16 protein-coding genes are annotated in these 16,412 nt (G+C 38.1%); 14 read left to right on the forward strand and 2 right to left on the reverse strand.

Going from position 1 to position 16,412, the window contains the following annotated elements; translation table 11 throughout:
• Nucleotides 1-31: 31 nt before the first annotated feature.
• From UFO1_RS05920 to UFO1_RS05935, 4 genes are all read left to right on the forward strand, one after another.
• Complete coding sequence (locus UFO1_RS05920) at nt 32-643, forward strand: GyrI-like domain-containing protein (RefSeq protein ID WP_038669041.1); 612 nt, start codon at nt 32-34, stop codon at nt 641-643.
• A 211-nt stretch (nt 644-854) separates the two neighbouring features.
• On the forward strand, nt 855-1,667 hold the full coding sequence (locus tag UFO1_RS05925; protein WP_084159784.1) for an ABC transporter ATP-binding protein: 813 nt from the start codon (nt 855-857) through the stop codon (nt 1,665-1,667).
• Nucleotides 1,664-4,069 (forward strand): ABC transporter permease, encoded by a 2,406-nt coding sequence (locus UFO1_RS05930; protein ID WP_038669044.1) that lies wholly within the window; start codon nt 1,664-1,666, stop codon nt 4,067-4,069. The genes UFO1_RS05925 and UFO1_RS05930 overlap by 4 nt, the downstream gene beginning before the upstream one ends.
• Nucleotides 4,062-5,141 carry an HlyD family secretion protein gene (locus UFO1_RS05935; RefSeq protein WP_038669046.1) on the forward strand — a complete coding sequence of 360 codons (1,080 nt, stop codon included), beginning with the start codon at nt 4,062-4,064 and terminating at the stop codon, nt 5,139-5,141. Before UFO1_RS05930 ends, UFO1_RS05935 begins: the two co-directional genes overlap by 8 nt.
• Nucleotides 5,142-5,413: 272 nt before the next feature.
• Here UFO1_RS05935 and UFO1_RS05940 read toward each other — a convergent pair whose 3' ends face one another.
• A complete protein-coding gene (locus UFO1_RS05940) occupies nt 5,414-5,788 on the reverse strand; it encodes a helix-turn-helix domain-containing protein (RefSeq protein WP_038669049.1) in 375 nt (124 codons plus the stop codon).
• A gap of 199 nt (nt 5,789-5,987) precedes the next feature.
• On the opposite strand from UFO1_RS05940, the gene UFO1_RS05945 reads away from it, so the two are divergent.
• From UFO1_RS05945 to UFO1_RS05990, 10 genes are all read left to right on the forward strand, one after another.
• Nucleotides 5,988-6,635, forward strand: a complete 648-nt coding sequence (locus UFO1_RS05945; protein ID WP_038669053.1) for a hypothetical protein — start codon at nt 5,988-5,990, stop codon at nt 6,633-6,635.
• Nucleotides 6,636-6,747: 112 nt separating this feature from the next.
• On the forward strand, nt 6,748-7,560 hold the full coding sequence (locus UFO1_RS05950) for a nitroreductase family protein (protein ID WP_038669055.1): 813 nt from the start codon (nt 6,748-6,750) through the stop codon (nt 7,558-7,560).
• Between the two features lie 319 nt (nt 7,561-7,879).
• The gene (locus UFO1_RS05955) at nt 7,880-8,497 is read left to right on the forward strand and encodes a YbhB/YbcL family Raf kinase inhibitor-like protein (protein ID WP_236639336.1); all 618 of its coding nucleotides are present in this window, start codon (nt 7,880-7,882) and stop codon (nt 8,495-8,497) included.
• A 63-nt stretch (nt 8,498-8,560) separates the two neighbouring features.
• Nucleotides 8,561-8,914, forward strand: a complete 354-nt coding sequence (locus tag UFO1_RS05960; RefSeq protein ID WP_038669057.1) for a helix-turn-helix domain-containing protein — start codon at nt 8,561-8,563, stop codon at nt 8,912-8,914.
• Nucleotides 8,915-9,237: 323 nt separating this feature from the next.
• Nucleotides 9,238-9,684: a LytTR family DNA-binding domain-containing protein gene (locus UFO1_RS05965; protein ID WP_201771057.1), complete on the forward strand. Its 447-nt coding sequence runs from the start codon at nt 9,238-9,240 to the stop codon at nt 9,682-9,684.
• A gap of 13 nt (nt 9,685-9,697) precedes the next feature.
• Complete coding sequence (locus UFO1_RS05970) at nt 9,698-10,129, forward strand: hypothetical protein (RefSeq protein ID WP_038669060.1); 432 nt, start codon at nt 9,698-9,700, stop codon at nt 10,127-10,129.
• 344 nt (nt 10,130-10,473) lie between these two features.
• Complete coding sequence (locus UFO1_RS05975) at nt 10,474-11,925, forward strand: catalase (RefSeq protein WP_038669063.1); 1,452 nt, start codon at nt 10,474-10,476, stop codon at nt 11,923-11,925.
• A gap of 306 nt (nt 11,926-12,231) precedes the next feature.
• On the forward strand, nt 12,232-12,537 hold the full coding sequence (locus UFO1_RS05980; protein ID WP_038669066.1) for a helix-turn-helix transcriptional regulator: 306 nt from the start codon (nt 12,232-12,234) through the stop codon (nt 12,535-12,537).
• Nucleotides 12,538-12,666: 129 nt separating this feature from the next.
• Entirely contained in the window at nt 12,667-13,431 is a 765-nt protein-coding gene (locus UFO1_RS05985) for an EFR1 family ferrodoxin (RefSeq protein WP_038669068.1), read from the forward strand.
• Nucleotides 13,432-13,663: 232 nt separating this feature from the next.
• Complete coding sequence (locus UFO1_RS05990; RefSeq protein WP_038669070.1) at nt 13,664-14,830, forward strand: serine hydrolase; 1,167 nt, start codon at nt 13,664-13,666, stop codon at nt 14,828-14,830.
• Between the two features lie 96 nt (nt 14,831-14,926).
• Here the strand turns inward: UFO1_RS05990 and UFO1_RS05995 are convergent, their stop codons facing one another.
• Entirely contained in the window at nt 14,927-16,135 is a 1,209-nt protein-coding gene (locus UFO1_RS05995) for a triacylglycerol lipase (protein WP_038669073.1), read from the reverse strand.
• Between the last annotated feature and the right edge of the window lie 277 nt (nt 16,136-16,412).

Raw genomic sequence — 16,412 nt, forward strand, 5'->3', positions numbered from 1 at the left:
GAGGCAAGATAATTTTGAAGGAGATAATTACATGGGAGAAAAGGCTGATTATAAAAAAGAACTAAAAGAATTATACAAAGCATCGTCTAAAGCATGTTCAGTCATAGAGGTTCCGGCTATGAGATTTCTAATGATTGAGGGAAAAGGAAATCCAAATGAATCACTTGAATTTCAAAATGCCGTGGAAGCGTTGTTTAGCGTTTCCTATACCTTGAAATTCATGATTAAAAAATCAGCTAGTATAGACTATGGAGTAATGCCTTTAGAAGGTCTGTGGTGGTGCGACGATATGGGAAAATTCAGTGTGGAAGATAAAGATAACTGGAAATGGAAGCTAATGATTATGCAGCCATCTCACATAACCCATGAGAACTTTCTCGAGGCAGTTGAAAAAGTAAGGCGGGAAAAAAAACTAAATGCTGCTGATAAAATTAGCTTTGCTACATATGACGAGGGAAAAGCCGCACAGATATTACATATTGGACCTTTTTCAGAGGAAGGGCCAACCGTTCAAAAACTTCATACATTTATTTTGGACAATCAATATCAGATGAGAGGAAAACACCATGAAATTTACCTTAGTGACACTAGGCGAGGTAAAGCAGAAAACTGGAAAACTATTATTAGACAACCGATTATGTGATTAGCGGCAGTGAGCTGCCCTGGATGGGAATCTTAGAGCAGTTCAACATCATTAAAGAAAGTTGAACGCCCACAAGAAGAGTGTAACTCCTTTTTGTGGGCGGCTTTTTATTGTTTGTGTAAGGGATGAATTTTAGCACGCAATCTAAGGGCGGGTTGAATATAGACTCAATGGATGGTATGATTGTAAAAAAATGGGCGTGAGGTTATTAATGTATAAGAAATATTTTAGTTTTTTACATAAAGCCGATAAATCGGTAAATGAAAGCGTGTTGGTAGAAGATTACCTGGATAATAATCATTTAATCGAATTGCGTCAAGTTGAGAAGATATATCACACTGATGCAGGGGATTTTACGGCACTCAGAGGTGTTGATTTACAAGTCAATGCAGGGGAATTCCTGGCGATTATTGGTAAGTCGGGTAGTGGGAAATCGACAATTCTTAATATGATTACAGGTGTCGATCGACCTACTGCAGGTGAAGTAATGATAAATGGTACGGCCGTGCATAAAATGCAAGAAAACCAAATGGCAGTGTGGCGTGGGCGCAATATCGGCATTGTATTTCAGTTTTTTCAATTGCTGCCGACCTTATCCGTTTTAGAAAATATTATGCTGCCGATGGATTTCTGCAATATGTATAGACCTAGTGAACGGCAAGAAAGGGCGATGTCATTGTTAGCAATGGTTGAAATGACTGGTCAGGCGCATAAATTGCCTACTGAGCTTTCTGGCGGTCAGCAACAGCGGGTAGCGATTGTACGTGCGTTGGCGAATGACCCACCGATTATCGTAGCCGATGAACCAACGGGAAATTTAGACTCTAAAACAGCGGATGCTGTTTTTACGTTATTTGATGAGTTGGTTGGACGTGGGAAAACAATTTTAATGGTTACACATGACAGCGACATAGAGAGACGTGTTGGGCGGTCGATTACAGTTGCAGATGGTGAGATAGTGAATCAAACTGCAGATCATAAAATTGTTAATCAGGCGTCCACAGTAGGAGGAAATCCGTCATGATGATTGGCGTGCGGTGGCTCAAGGTGCTCCGTGACCTATTGAATAATAAGATTCGCACGCTGTTGGTAGTATTATCGATAGCAGTAGGTGTTTTTGCCATCGGCATGGTAGCAGGCACTTATGAGATTATATTACGGGATTTAAGCAGTAGTTATAAAGCTGTGAATCCGGCTATGGCAACCATTTATTCCAGCTCATTTAAAGAGGAGTTTTTAGAATCCATTCGTAAGGTAAAGGGAGTTTCAGGAGCGCAAGGACAGCGGACACTATCTATGCGCGTAAAGGTGGGGCCTGATAAATGGCAAAAGCTAGAGATGGCTGTAATCCCTGATTATAAGGATATCCAAATTAATAAGCTGAAACTGATTAGTGGTTCCTGGCCACCGCCAGAAAAACAGATGCTGATTGAACGGAGCGGATTGAGTGATATAAAGGCCAACGTGGGTGACGAGGTGGAGGTAGAGAGTTCGGATGGTAAAAAACGCAGCCTGCGTATTGCAGGAGTCGTTCATGATATTAACCAGAATCCCACCGCCTTTTCAGGCAGAATCTATGGATATATCACTCTTGAGACGTTAGATGCCTTAGGATTGAAATGGGAACTAGATACCGTCAACATCACGGTTGATGGGGATCCCCCTTCGGAAGAATATATTGCTCAAGTTGGACAAAAGGTATGGGAAAAAATTGAGAAAAGTGGACGTAAGGTTTTCTGGATGTATAAAAATAAGCCGGGTGAGCATCCGGCTCAATCCATGATCGATGCGTTATTGATGACCCTCGGCGCAATGGGGATATTGTCATTGATATTAAGCGGGTTTTTGCTGGTAAATACCATCTCTTCACTTTTAACGCAGCAAGTCAGGCAAATTGGAGTCATGAAGGCGATCGGCGCTTCCACGAAGCAGATTATCAAAATGTATCTCATGTATGTGATTATTTATAGCCTATTGGCATTGATGATAGCTGTGCCTTTGGGGATTTTAGCAGCGGGAGTTGTATCGAAATTTATTGCCAGTTACATAAATTTTGATATTTCAGGTCTTGCCATTTCTTATCCTGTATTAGCTGCGGAAGTGGCTACCGGTTTACTTATCCCATTACTGGCTGCAATACTCCCAGTTGTTAGAGGGGCCAGGATTACCGTGCGGGAAGCTATTAATTCTTATGGTGTAGGCAGTGCAGGCGGTTTTGGTACAGGGATGATTGATCGAATTACCAGACGGATGAAAGGTGTGTCTCGTCCAGTTCTTTTATCCCTGAGGAATACATTTCGCCGTAAAGGGCGCTTGGCACTTACTCTGATTACCCTAACTGTCAGCGGGGTAATTTTTATCTCCATATTCAGCGTGCGCGATTCTATGATGCTAACACTTGATGATGCATTGGATTATTTTAAATATGATATAGAAATTGATGTTAAGAATTGGTCTAGAGTAGAACAACTCGAACAAACGGCGATGAATGTACCAGGCGTGTCAAAGGCGGAAAGTTGGAGCTTTGACGGTGCGAGATTATTGAAAAGTGATGGCAGGGAGAGCGAAAGTACTGAGATTGTAATCATGGCGCCGCCAAGTGGGACCAAAATGCTTAAACCGATTGTGCTGCAAGGGCGTTGGCTTGTACCTGAGGATGAAAGCGGAATTGTTATTAATACTGAGGTTTTGAAGGATCATCCAAATGTTAAGGTAGGCGACCGATTGGCGATTAAACTGAGTAAGTCTGATAAGCAAAAAACCTACTGGACAGTAGTGGGAATTGTCAGAGGTGTTATGGCCGGACCTTTTGTGTATGCCAATTACTCCTATTTTTCAAATGTAGTAGGTAAACCGGGGCAAGGTATTAACGTCTTTGCAGTTACAGAAAGTCGCGATCCTGATGTTCAGATGCAAATCTCTAAAACCCTGGAAAAGCATTTTAAAGATTCCGGCATGCCAGTAAGTCGTATACAGACGATGTCGGATTTAAAGGCGCAAATCCAGTCTCAATTTAATGTAATTATTATATTCTTACTCGTGATGGCTTTGATGCTTGCTATTGTGGGCGGTTTAGGGTTGATGGGAACGATGAGTATTAATGTACTTGAACGTACCCGTGAGATTGGAATCATGAGGTCAATTGGCGCATCCAATTGGGCGGTACGAAGAATATTTATCATTGAAGGTGTACTGATTGGGATATTGAGCTGGGGATTGGCGATGATTATCGCGTTACCGATTAGTAAACTATTCAGCAATATGCTAGGAAATGCTTTTATGCATGCGCCCTTTAGTTTTACTTTTTCTGTTGGCGGTGCTATATTATGGCTCATCATTGTAATTGTTTTAGCTGCTGTTGCCAGCTTTTTACCGGCTTGGAATGCTTCTCGGTTAAGTATACGGGAGGTCTTGGCTTATGAATAATGAATTGCAAAGGGGATTTATAATGAATTTAAATAGCAAAGGTAAAAAATGGACAGCAGTCGTTTTAATAGTTATTATCTTATTGGCTGGTGGCGGATATTATGCTTTTCACCGGGAAAGTACGCCAACACAGCAGCCTATACTGCCGCCAGTAAAGGCGAGCAATAAGGTAGTAGCAGAAGGAAAAGTGATTCCGGTAAAATATTCGGTGCTCAGTTTCTCGGTAAGTGGTATTATATCGGAGATTCTTGTGGCTGAGGGAGACAAAGTAGAAGCAGGGCAAGTTCTGGTTCGGTTGGATAGCCGGGAGCTTCAAGCCAAATCACAAAGTGATCTAGCGGAATTGGCTAAGGCTCAGGCAAGTCATAGCAAAACTAACGCCGGGCTTAGGCCACAGGAAGTAACGATGAAGCAGGCAGTAATGGAACAGAATCGTGCTTCGAGTGAAGAAGCAAAAGCAAACTTTGAGCGAACCAAGCGACTTTTTGAGCAGGGCGCTGTTTCAGGGCAGCAGTTGGATAAGGACAAGACAGCCTATCTAAAATCAATGGCCGAATTGCGGCAGGCGGAGGCTGACCTCGACATGGCGAAAGCCGGTTCAAGATCGGAAGATATTGCAGTGACAGCGGCGGATGTAGCTGCTGCTAAAGCAAAATTGCATGGTACACAGGAAAGTATCGTACTTACAGAACTTCGGGCGCCTTTTAGCGGTACTATAGCATCGATAGATCTTAAAGTAGGTGAATTTGTTTCGATTGATCCGGCTAAACGTGATGAAAACGTAGAAATAACAGATAATGATAATATTCAGTTAGCAGATTTATCAAAATGGCAAATTAAAACTACGGATTTGACGGAGATTAATATTGCCCGCATCAAGGAGGGGGCCGAGGTGAAAATTACCTTTGATGCGATTCCTGGGCTGGAGCTTCCTGGAAAGGTAACGCGAATCAGGCCCTTTGGTGAGAAAAAACGCGGTGACATGACCTACGCGGTATTCATTGAGCCTCTCCAAATGGATGAACGGATGCGTTGGAATATGACGGCATCGGTGTCGATTGAAGCATCATAACTCTAAATTGAACAATCATAGTAGAGATCTCCTCAATTAGTTTAGCCTTTAATTAGATAGTGATAACATCATCTATCGATTAGGTAACATAGCATGCCGTGGAAGTGTGTTGGAAGAAGTTTAAAAGATCGTAAAGTACCCTTACCAAAAAGGCGAGAGTACTTTACGATTTTTTACGGAATCAGAAAGTATAACACTTTCTTGATTCCAAGTAAGAACGACTAAGGCTTCTGCCTGCGTGTCCGAGGACTTGGCACAAGCCAAGTCTTTTCTTATGTTATTGCGTGACAGTTACAGTTGGTCTTTTGTTTAGTAGACTCAACTTCATTTGCATGGTTGAGCCCCCATTGGCAGAGGGTGGACAAAATGGGTAAAAGACTTTTACCAGCCTCTGTAAGAGAATACTCCACTTTAGGTGGTATTTGAGTATAGATTAATCGATTCACTAATCCGTTTTCTTCTAGCTGCCTAAGTTGCTGAGTTAACATTTTTTGTGTAATCTGAGGCAATGATCGCCTGAGATCGCTAAATCGTATTGTCTTTTCACCAATATACCATAATATCATTGATTTCCATTTTCCACCAATGAGGCCCAGTGTTAAGTCCATGGAGCACCTGTATTCTGCGTTCTTATACGTAATGGTCATTATACTCACTCCTCGCAGTTTCATTCAAGGGGCTAATTTAATTATTGACGGTATATTAAAAGGTACTATAAAACAAATAAGTACCTACTTGCCAAAAAATACCTTATGATTTAAGATTATACCATAAGAAGTGATTCGGGAAAAGAAAAACCGAAAGAATAAATCACTGAAATTAATATAAATCTTGGAGGAAAAGAAAATGAAAAAAACTTTTGTAGCAGCGTTAGTAGGAATGAATATGATGGCAGCTGGGATTGCTTCAGCTAATCAAATTATCCCAGAAATAAATCCAATAAAGCCAGGTATTGAAACTGTAACGACTAGTAATGGGAAAAATGGTTCTCAATATGCAATGATTGACCATAACCCTACTATCTATGATAAACAGGTAGTCGGTGTACATACTGTGGAAGGTTGGGTCAAAAATAATGTAGTCCACACTACAATAGATGGAGTTGCCGCTTATTCCCATCCCATTAATGCAGATCTTGAAACAGTAGTAATGAATAATAGCAGCAAGAATGGAACTCAATACGCCGTAACTGATCATAATCCCGCTAACTATAATAAACGGGTAGTTGGTGGACATATTGTGGAAAGTTCGGTCAAGGATGATGTAGTTAACACCGCCATCGACGGAGTCATTACTAATTCTTATCATATCAATGCAGATCTTGAAACTGTAATGATTAGTAATAGCAATAACGGCTCTCAATATGCTGTGATCGATCATAATCCCACTAATTATAATAAACGGATCGTTAGTGGACATTCTGTAGAAAGTTGGTCCAAAAACGATGTAGCTCACACCATAGTTGACGGAGTTGCTATGAAAGGTGACGAATAAAAGGAATAGTAAGTAAAAGGGGCTGTCTTAAAATTTCATTTTGAGACAGCCCCTTTACTTAATTCATTTCATTTAGAAGAGAAAAATCAATAAAAATAATAGGGAGATAATAATGGAGCTAATTACAGTAAATAAAGACTTATGTATTCAATGTGGAATTTGTGCAGAAGTATGTCCAGCGAAAGCTTTGGGAATGGGGGAAAATGGTCCAGAAGCAATAGTACCACAAGCCTGTAATGGTTGTGGACACTGTGTTGCTGTGTGTCCTCATATGGCAATTGATAGTAGCAGAGCACCTTTAGCAAATCAGTCTGATTTATTAGAATTTCCAGTTATAAATGAAAAAACTGCTCAACAATTTCTTAGGTCACGTAGATCAATTCGCTGCTATAAGGATACTGCGATTCCAAGAGAACAACTACTAAAGTTAGTTGAAATCGCTCGATTCGCTCCCACAGCCAGTAATAAGCAAGGGGTGTCCTATATTATTGTTGAGGATAAGAAAATCATTCAAAGGGCTACTGAGATTACGATTGAGTGGATGGAAGAAGAATTGAAAAAGGAAACCACATCCCATTGGAGCTTTCCATATCATGTTCGTAACTATAGGGAAAAAGGTGTAGATACTGTTTTACGTAATCATGCTCCTTTAATTTTAGCAACTGCGCAAAAGAATTTTAACAATGGACGAGAGAATACGATTTTTTCTCTTGCTTACCTTGAACTTTTTGCAACGGCTCTTGGATTGGGTTCTTGCTGGGCGGGACTCTTCGAAATGTGCATATTTGCAAACCATGACCCTTTGATAGAATTGTTCAAAATCCCCGAAGATAAAGTGATAACAGGAGCAGTTATGGTTGGTTATCCCAAATATAAATATAAAAGGCTGGTTGACCGTAATCCATTAGATGTGGCTTGGCTGTAATCAAGATAATAAAATAGAAAAGGTAGTAGTCAAAAACTGTACTGCTGATTAGGCCCCCAAAATACCCACAAAAAAGTGTGTAATTTACTACTTAACTTTGAAATGGTACCATAAGTAATAAATCCAAGGCAGGAAAATTAATAAGGAGGGATTAAGATGAAAGATGTAGAGAAAACAGTAGGTAACTTAATTGATAAAGTGAATGTTTCTTTATCGGCCCTATAGACAGTGAAGGATTTTTATTTTACTACAAACACTTCGTCTATGAGAGTAAGTCAGTAAAATCGAATTTCACTAATTGTTATAGGGAGATTGCTTAATGTTAATAAAACGACATCTATTACTATTTATTCTAATTACTGTTTTTATAATGTATACTTCCAGCTCAATATTATCAGCAAAATCAATTGAAAGAGAAAGAGGAGTTGAAAAAAATATGATCGTTACTAGTAGTGGTGTTATTAATGGTATAATTGATAAAAAGTATGGGAAATATGGAGCACAATTTTCAAAAGGCATGCCAACTCATTCAATACCATTAGCAATAAAGGAATATCCTAAAGACACTAAGACGTTTGCTATAATCATGGAAGATAAGGATGCGATTCCGGTTGTAGGATTTTCATGGCTGCATTGGTCTGTTGCCAACTTAACTAAGGATTCACTAGAGGAAAATGCAAGCATAGACGCAAAAGATTTTATCCAAGGGACAAATAGCTGGTCTAGTACTTTACTTCCCCAACCATTAGATAGATATGAAGCCGCAAAATATGGGGGACCGACTCCTCCGGACAAACCTCACAATTATGAAATACATGTGTTTGCATTAGATACTACACTAGACTTACATAAGGGTTTTTATGTGAATGAGCTATATAAAGCTATGGATGGGCATATATTAGCTCAATATACATTAAAAGCAATTTATAATAACTAAGATAAACCATCTTGGGATTTTCATTAATTGTAGCACAGGCTAAGTTAGGCGGGAGGATAAATATTGAAAATACGAAGCGAATTTACTTGTCCTTTAGAATTAACACTTGATATGATTTCTGGGAAATGGAAACCGATCATAATTTGGAGACTACGCCTAGGAAAGCAACAACTCTCTACACTTAATAAAGATATTCAAGGCATAAACCAAAAGATGTTAATACAGCACTTGAGTGAATTAATTGAGTGTGGAATTGTTGAGAAAATTACGTACCTAGGTTATCCTTTAAAAGTAGAATATTTTCTTACAGAAATCGGTTTCAAATTCTTAGAGGGTTTAGAAGTTTTTCAAAAAATAGGTCAAGAATACTTTAATCGATATCAAGGGGCGGTTCCGCAAAAGGAAGTCATTATATAATTATGTGGAATAAGTATGGCTTGTTATTAAGTCATGACCAGGTGGCATCGATATCATGTTAAGGCACTATCGATTATTTGCTGAAGGCCTTAAGTAAATAGGTGAATACAGTAGTTGGAATAATCACCCCGGTAGCATCGGCGGTGATTATTTTTTTTTGAGTAAGCATAGAGGTAAATGAAAGAATTTAGAGTGTGGAAAATGGTTGCTCTTTACAAGGATATCTTTTCAACATTACAGCTTATCTTCCTAATATTACAGCTTACTTGTGGGTGTATTGAATGGAGTAATTTATTAACATATACTAGAAATAGGAAGAGGGGGTGGTCAAGATAAAAATTACCATTGAAAATATACCTGATGGAATTGAGCCAGAGATAATTATAAGATGTAACGAAGTTGATGATTCATTACTGCAGCTTATCGATTCCATTAAATCAGCTTCCAAAAAGCTAGTAGGAATCACAGATTTGCAACTGCATATTATCAATCCTAAAGATGTATTTTATTTTGAATCAGTTGACAATAAAGTATTTATATATTGTCAAGAAAAGGTTTTTGAATCAAGGCTAAAGCTTTATGAGATTGAAAAGGCATATGAGAACTGGGATTTTTTTAGAGCATCAAAATCAACAATCCTTAATATTACAAAAATAGACTCTATAAGGCCAGTTTTTTATGGAAAATTTGAAGCGTTACTTCAGAATGGAGAAAGAGTAGTTATTTCCCGGCAATATGTTCCTGTATTCAGAAAGAAATTAGGATTATAGGGAGGTTTTATTAATGAGATTAAGTCAATATTTAAAACATTTCATGGCGGATACTTTTAAAGCTAGTGGATGTTTGATGATGATTGCTGCTATATTTTTGGGACTTAACTCTATAGAGACAGTTAAAGCCACACTGCTATGGCAAATTATCGTAATAGCATCAGCATATACACTTTTCAAATTTGCGTTTGTAAATAATCTTGATTTAGGGAAAAAAGCGCAATTAATCGTATTTATTATTTGTTCTACACTAGCAAATATAATGGTAGTACTATGGCTGTATTTAATTAGTCCTAATATAGATAGTAATCTTATAATAATGTATATCATTGTAATTTTAATTGTGAAGGGAGCAGCTTTTGCAATGATGTATATTGACGGTCAAGAACAAGCAAAACAGCTCAACGAAAAACTAAGCGAGTATAAAAACGGCACTAGTGAATAAAAAAAATATATTCAAATTTAATTCCAATGAGAAACAGTTTTTAAATGACAATGGTGTCATGTCCATAAAAGCAACAAATCCATTAAGTTAAGATAGCAACTGCGGGGTCTAATTTAGTTTGAAAACTAAATTAGACCCCGCAGTTAATTTTATGTAAAAATAAAAAACAAATCGATTTCTATTCATTTGTTCATGTCTTTGTTCATTTATGAAAGTAAAGACATGTGCAGAGTGAAGCTCTCCTAAGTCATCATTAATTTCGCCGGTGTTTCAATCTATTCATAAGTAATCCTTAAATTAATATAAATCATAATAGGATTTATCATTTAAGGAGGAGATGGATTATGCCGAAACGCTATCTTACCAGCAATCAGGGAGCTCCTGTTACTGATGATCAAAATTCATTAAGTGTAGGTGAAAGGGGACCAATAGTACTTGAGGATATAGTTTTCCTCGAAAAGATTTCACATTTTGACAGGGAGAGAATTCCTGAAAGAGTAGTACATGCTAAAGGAGCCGGAGCTTTTGGTTTTTTTGTACCCTATCAATCAATGGCTTCATTGACCAAGGCAAATTTTCTACAAGATCCTGAAAAGAAAACACCTGTTTTTGTTAGATTTTCGGTAGCAGGCAGCTCTGTCGGTGGCGCAGACACAGTGCGGGATATCAGAGGATTTGCTGTAAAATTTTATACAGAAGAAGGTAATTACGATCTTGTTGGCAACCATATTCCAGTGTTTCCGATTCGAGATCCTCTTCAGTTTCCTGATTTGTTTCATGCCTTAAAGCCAGATCCGGTTACGAATGTCCGGGGAGGGCCGATAGCAGCTAGCCGTTTTTGGGACTTCATGTCGTTAAGGCCAGAGTCAATGAATTTTCTTACCTACTTGTTTGCAGATAATGGGACTGTCAAAAGCTATAGAACAATTCCAGGGTACGGAGTTAACACATATAAGTGGGTTAATTTGTGTGGGGAAGCGGTATATGTTAAGTATCACTGGGAACCTTGTGAAGGTGTTGAATACATAGACAGCAAGACAGCAGTTCAACTTGCAGGCATGGACCCTGACGTAGCAAGCAGAGATTTATTCGATGCCATTGCGGCAGGGCATACTGTTGAATTTGAGATGCGTGTACAAATAATGAGCCTTGAAGATGAATGTGAGCAAGCGTTTGATCCATTGGACTCTACAAAAATTTGGCCGGAAGACTTATTTCCATTAATGCCAGTAGGTAGAATGGTGTTAAATAAGAATCCAGGGAATTTTTTTGTTGAAGTCGAGCAGTCAGCCTTTTCACCGGCGGCTATTGTACCGGGCATCGATTTTTCGAATGATAGAATTCTACAAGGCCGTATTTTTCCTTATGGAGATACCCAAAGATACCGTATAGGGGTCAATTATTTACAACTTCCAACAAATATGCCTAGAAAATCGATAGCAAATATGATGCAAGATGGAGCCATGCAAACTATGTATAACGAAGGTATTGCCAACTACTTACCAAATACATTAGGTGGTGGGATGCCTATGGAGGCACCTAAGAAAGGGCAACCCGATCAGGAATTTGTTTCAGGCAGTATAACTCGGCAGGAAATAGCACGCGACAATTATTATCAAGCTAGGCTTAGATATCGAACTATGACTGCGCTGGAAAGGAAACATCTGGTTTCCAATATTGTAGAAAGTTTAAATCAAGCGTATGAGCCTATTCAAAGAAGAATGATTGAACATTTTATGAGGCTAGATAGTGAATTTGGTAGCAGAATAGCACAGGGAATAAATTTGATGATATAAAGGTGAAACGTATCACTGGTAATAGTGACACTTCCCTTGATATTTTGATCTATTCTTGAATGCGGATACATAAGGAGAACATCAAACCGAAACATAAAAAGAGGGCTATGACTATAAAAGTAATAAGGTGACTTCCGATAGTAAGATAATAAAAATTTACCCCATGGAATATGAATCCTTGGGGTAAATTTTATAGCAATACAGATGAATAATTATTAATGATTCAATTGACAATAACGTCAATATAAGATAAACTCAATTCGAGACTTATCGAACTTTAATACAACTAAAATAGGAGTTGCAAAAATGGATACAAAAAAAATGGCGAAAATATTTAAAGCTCTTTCGAATGAGAATCGATTAGAATTGTATTTGAAAATTGCCGAGGCTCATGAAGCCAGTTTTGAGACGGGTGGGGAATGTTGTATTGCAGATATCATGGTTTGTTTGAATATTGGTGCGCCGACAATTTCACATCATATTAAAGAATTGGTGAATGCAGAACTCATTTTCACTGAAAAAAGGGGAAAATTTCTAGTGTGTAGGGTAAATGAAGAACTAGTGACTGAAGTAAGCAAGATGTTAGCCCTACAAAATTCGTTACAGAAATAGATATAATTTTTTTGCAATACAATTCGATTATTGCAAAAGTATTAAAGTATAAAATTATAATGAAAGAGTTCAAATGAGATATTTATAAGCAAGATAAAAATTAATAATAGAAAGATAAGGGAAATAAAAATGAAAATATTTTATTTTACAGCTACAGGAAACAGTTTGTACGTTGCCAAAAGAATCGGTGGAGAACTATGTTCAATTCCTCAGATGTTAAAGGAAGGAAAGCGTGAGTTTGCAGATGAAGCGATTGGCTTTGTATTTCCCTGTTACGGCTTTGCCCCCCCAAGGATGGTAATGAATTTTATTAAGGGGTCAAAGTTTAAGGCCAATTACTTTTTTGCAATTATGACTTATGGTAATAAGGCATCCGGGTTAGGGGACATGGAAAAAATCGGGAATCAGGCAGGCATTCAGTTCAACTATACAAATAAAGTTCTTATGGTTGATAATTATCTTCCTATATTTAAAATAGAAGACCAGCTAAAAAAAGAAAACACGAAAAAAACGGAAGAAAAGCTAGAGCAAATAGTAAGAGATATTAAAAGCAGAAAAAAACAGCTCATAAGAAAAGGATTTGTATCAAATGTCTTATCTAAAGGTGTCTCTAAATTCATCAATAAACTTCATCGTGATAATGGGGATAAGCAGTTTATTATTCGAGACAATTGTAATGGTTGCAAAGTATGTGAAAAGGTTTGCCCTATAAGCAATATTAAAGTTGATAGAAAACCCGAGTATTTGCATAAATGCGAAGGATGCTTTGCGTGTATACACCATTGCCCGCAAACTGCAATACATCTAAAAATTGAGCGCAGCAATACTAGATTCATGAATCGGAATGTGAAACTAAAAGAAATCATTGATGCGAATAATCAGAGCAAGGTCTAGATGTGAAGTGACAGTGGCGGCACGTCCGTAAAATTATCTATAGTAACGTGATAAAAATAGCAAAAATCCTGCATCCTTATATAAGTGATGCAGGATTTTTTTACTAGCAGTATAATTGGTAAATGTTACCATATATTATTAACGTACTATATATTCTAAATAATCCACTCTCTTGCAGAGCCTGAAGCGAACATAACATTATAAAATTTAACATTACGAGAGGAGATGAACTTTGAAAAATTTATTTAACATACTATTTATTACTATTTTCCTTTGTCTTATTACTGCTATTACAGTAACGGCAGAGGTAGAAACACGCTTTATCAATGGAATTCCAGTCACTGGTGAGTTTGATGTAGCTTTGGAGGTTTTTGATACTAAAATTGTTGAAATTATGAAGGAACATAACATACCTGCAGGAACGATGGCGGTTATGCATGATGGACAAATAGTTCTAAGTCATGGGTATGGTTATTCTGATAAGGACAGGAAAATACCTACCCAGCCCGGAACACGAATGAGGATAGCAAGTATAACAAAATCTTTCACTAATGCTGCTATTAAACATCTCATTAGCGAGGGGAAAGTTAGCTTAGATGAAAAAGTGGTTGATGTACTAAATATTAAGCCGCTTGGAGGTAATTACTATGATCCAAGGTGGGAAGATATTACCATTAGTCATTTAATTTATCATAAGGGCGGCTGGGACAGCCAAGCTGCTTTTGATCCTATGTTTTCGATGAAAAAGATATCTAATGAAATGGGGCTAAATGGTCTTCCTTCCATAAGCGACATTGCAGCATTTATGATGTCGCAGCCGCTGCAATATAATCCGGGGGAAAAGTATGCTTATTCGAATTTTGGATATGCATTACTAGGCATTATTATTGAACAGGTAACAGGGAAGTCCTATTACGATTATCTTTATACAGTAGTCTTACATCCACTAGGGTTAGAAGATGTAAAGCCTGGCTATTCGCTACCTGAAAAACGCGATTCAAATGAGGTAGGGTGGTATTCCGACCCTTTTATAACTCAATCCTTATTTGACCAACGAAAAGATGTGTATTTGCCTGATGGCGGGTTCTATCTAGAAAACTTAGATGCAAACGGAAGGTTAATAGCTTCTACGGAAAGTCTTGTGAAATTTGCTCAAGTATACTGGCTAAAAGGAGAGATTCGGAATCCAGGGGAAAAGCAACAGTGGATACATACTGGAAGTTTACCTGGAACGGCATCAATTTTGCTATGGCGGGCAACTGGCACTAACATAGCTGTTATATTTAATCAACGTAATAATTCAACCGACGTGGTTCCAGACGGAATAGGTAGAAATGATTATTATCAAACCATTACTAAAAAGGCGATAAGTGAAGCGGCAGATAGTGTTTCTTTTTGATGATAAAAATGCTTAGTAAAAAACCTGCTAGTTCAGACTAGCAGGTTTTTTACTGACTTATTTTCTTAGATGCTTTACTTATTTTTATGTTTTACATTAATTACTTATTGTTAGTTCACCTAGTTTTTCAGCAAGACTCTTATACCAGGAAGAAGTTAATACATTTGTTCCAATACCGCACGCATCCATATGATCAATCGTATCTAACAAGGGCATGGAATTCCACTTGCCTATTTGTGGCACCCCATTATAGTTGACGATTCTATCGGAAGACCAGATTTTTGGACCATTCTGAGAAATGGTATTGACCACGCCATCATTGGGCTTCCAACTGTCATCAATAATAACACGCCCTTGTTCATTACGCGTATAACTTCCTATGAATGTTCCAAATGGATATAGCAAGGGAGTCATATTAATTACATGGGGAAGCTCATTGTTCGTCAGAATACTTGGGACAGTTGCACAAGTAGAATAAGAAAAATAGTATACATCAGATTGTGCCTTAACCCATGAATTCAGCACGCGAGCGCCATCAGTACTTAAATCCCAATTTGCAAGATCATTCGTACTATTCCAGATGTTGCTGTTAAACACCCTGTTTGTATAGTCTGTAAGACTTTCTCCTAACTTTCTATTCAAACCCCACTGATCAAGTTTAAAATCATAGATAAGCTCTTCCCCTGCACCGGTAAAGGAGGCAAGAGAGGCCACCAAATTCTTGGCGAAATCATCAAAGATATTGATTCCGTCTGCAAGGGTGGTACCATCATGAGTAGAAGCAATAGTCGTAACACTGTGAACCCACGATTTACCACCTGCAAAGAGGGGACTCAATTGGGTCGACGTTGCAGTTCTTTCCTCTGCGCTTCCTTCCTTCAGTAGTTGAACAAGGGTACGCACTGTTTGACCACCCATACTATGAGCTACAAGATGAATTTTATTTATTTTACCTTCTGTTGTGAGATTGCCCCATTCAGGATAGAGACCGGGATATGTTCTTCCATACCTGCTATGCCCCTTCTGTGTAGAATGTGCTTGACCGTAGTCTACCGTTCCGCTCTTGATATAGGCATACAACTCACATGCTCTGTCCCAGTTGCTAGATACAGGTCCTACCGTTGCAGTATAAGTCGTATAACCGCTTGAGGCAAGTTCCTGTTCATAATCAGTCACGCCGCCCCAATATTTTAGTCCCAGCACCTCGTTTCTACCCCAACCCATAAATCCATGGACGAGCACGATCGGGTAAGAGTTGGCTTTTGTTCTCATTACCTTTTCTTTCGTTTGACTTACAAAATCCATTTTAAATTCCTCCTTTTAATTGTGATATACTTACTACATTCTGGTGTGGATTGGAATTCAACCAGTAATGTAAAATTTTCCCTCATTCTTTATCCGTACATAATTAGCTAGTTGAAGATAGGTATAAGAAGTGAATTGAATCAGTTTTAACGGAAATGAAAACCCCTCATTCGTGGGAAAATAAAACGACGAATGAGGGATTTTAAAAAAATAATTGAAGAAGTAGCTATAAAATTCCTACAAGGGTTTTCATTAGAGTTTGCAGGAATTTTATGTT

Origin of the sequence: Pelosinus sp. UFO1, assembly GCF_000725345.1 — a bacterium.
Taxonomy (GTDB): domain Bacteria; phylum Bacillota; class Negativicutes; order DSM-13327; family DSM-13327; genus Pelosinus.

Bases quoted from the DNA above. Each gene is read 5' to 3' on its own strand.
- UFO1_RS05950 (WP_038669055.1), top strand. From the start codon at position 6,748: ATGGAGCTAATTACAGTAAATAAAGACTTATGTATTCAATGTGGAATT.
- UFO1_RS05975 (WP_038669063.1), top strand. From the start codon at position 10,474: ATGCCGAAACGCTATCTTACCAGCAATCAGGGAGCTCCTGTTACTGAT.
- UFO1_RS05945 (WP_038669053.1), top strand. From the start codon at position 5,988: ATGAAAAAAACTTTTGTAGCAGCGTTAGTAGGAATGAATATGATGGCA.
- UFO1_RS05970 (WP_038669060.1), top strand. From the start codon at position 9,698: ATGAGATTAAGTCAATATTTAAAACATTTCATGGCGGATACTTTTAAA.
- UFO1_RS05955 (WP_236639336.1), top strand. From the start codon at position 7,880: ATGTTAATAAAACGACATCTATTACTATTTATTCTAATTACTGTTTTT.
- UFO1_RS05985 (WP_038669068.1), top strand. From the start codon at position 12,667: ATGAAAATATTTTATTTTACAGCTACAGGAAACAGTTTGTACGTTGCC.
- UFO1_RS05930 (WP_038669044.1), top strand. From the start codon at position 1,664: ATGATGATTGGCGTGCGGTGGCTCAAGGTGCTCCGTGACCTATTGAAT.
- UFO1_RS05925 (WP_084159784.1), top strand. From the start codon at position 855: ATGTATAAGAAATATTTTAGTTTTTTACATAAAGCCGATAAATCGGTA.
- UFO1_RS05980 (WP_038669066.1), top strand. From the start codon at position 12,232: ATGGATACAAAAAAAATGGCGAAAATATTTAAAGCTCTTTCGAATGAG.
- UFO1_RS05920 (WP_038669041.1), top strand. From the start codon at position 32: ATGGGAGAAAAGGCTGATTATAAAAAAGAACTAAAAGAATTATACAAA.
- UFO1_RS05935 (WP_038669046.1), top strand. From the start codon at position 4,062: ATGAATAATGAATTGCAAAGGGGATTTATAATGAATTTAAATAGCAAA.
- UFO1_RS05940 (WP_038669049.1), bottom strand. From the start codon at position 5,788: ATGACCATTACGTATAAGAACGCAGAATACAGGTGCTCCATGGACTTA.
- UFO1_RS05995 (WP_038669073.1), bottom strand. From the start codon at position 16,135: ATGGATTTTGTAAGTCAAACGAAAGAAAAGGTAATGAGAACAAAAGCC.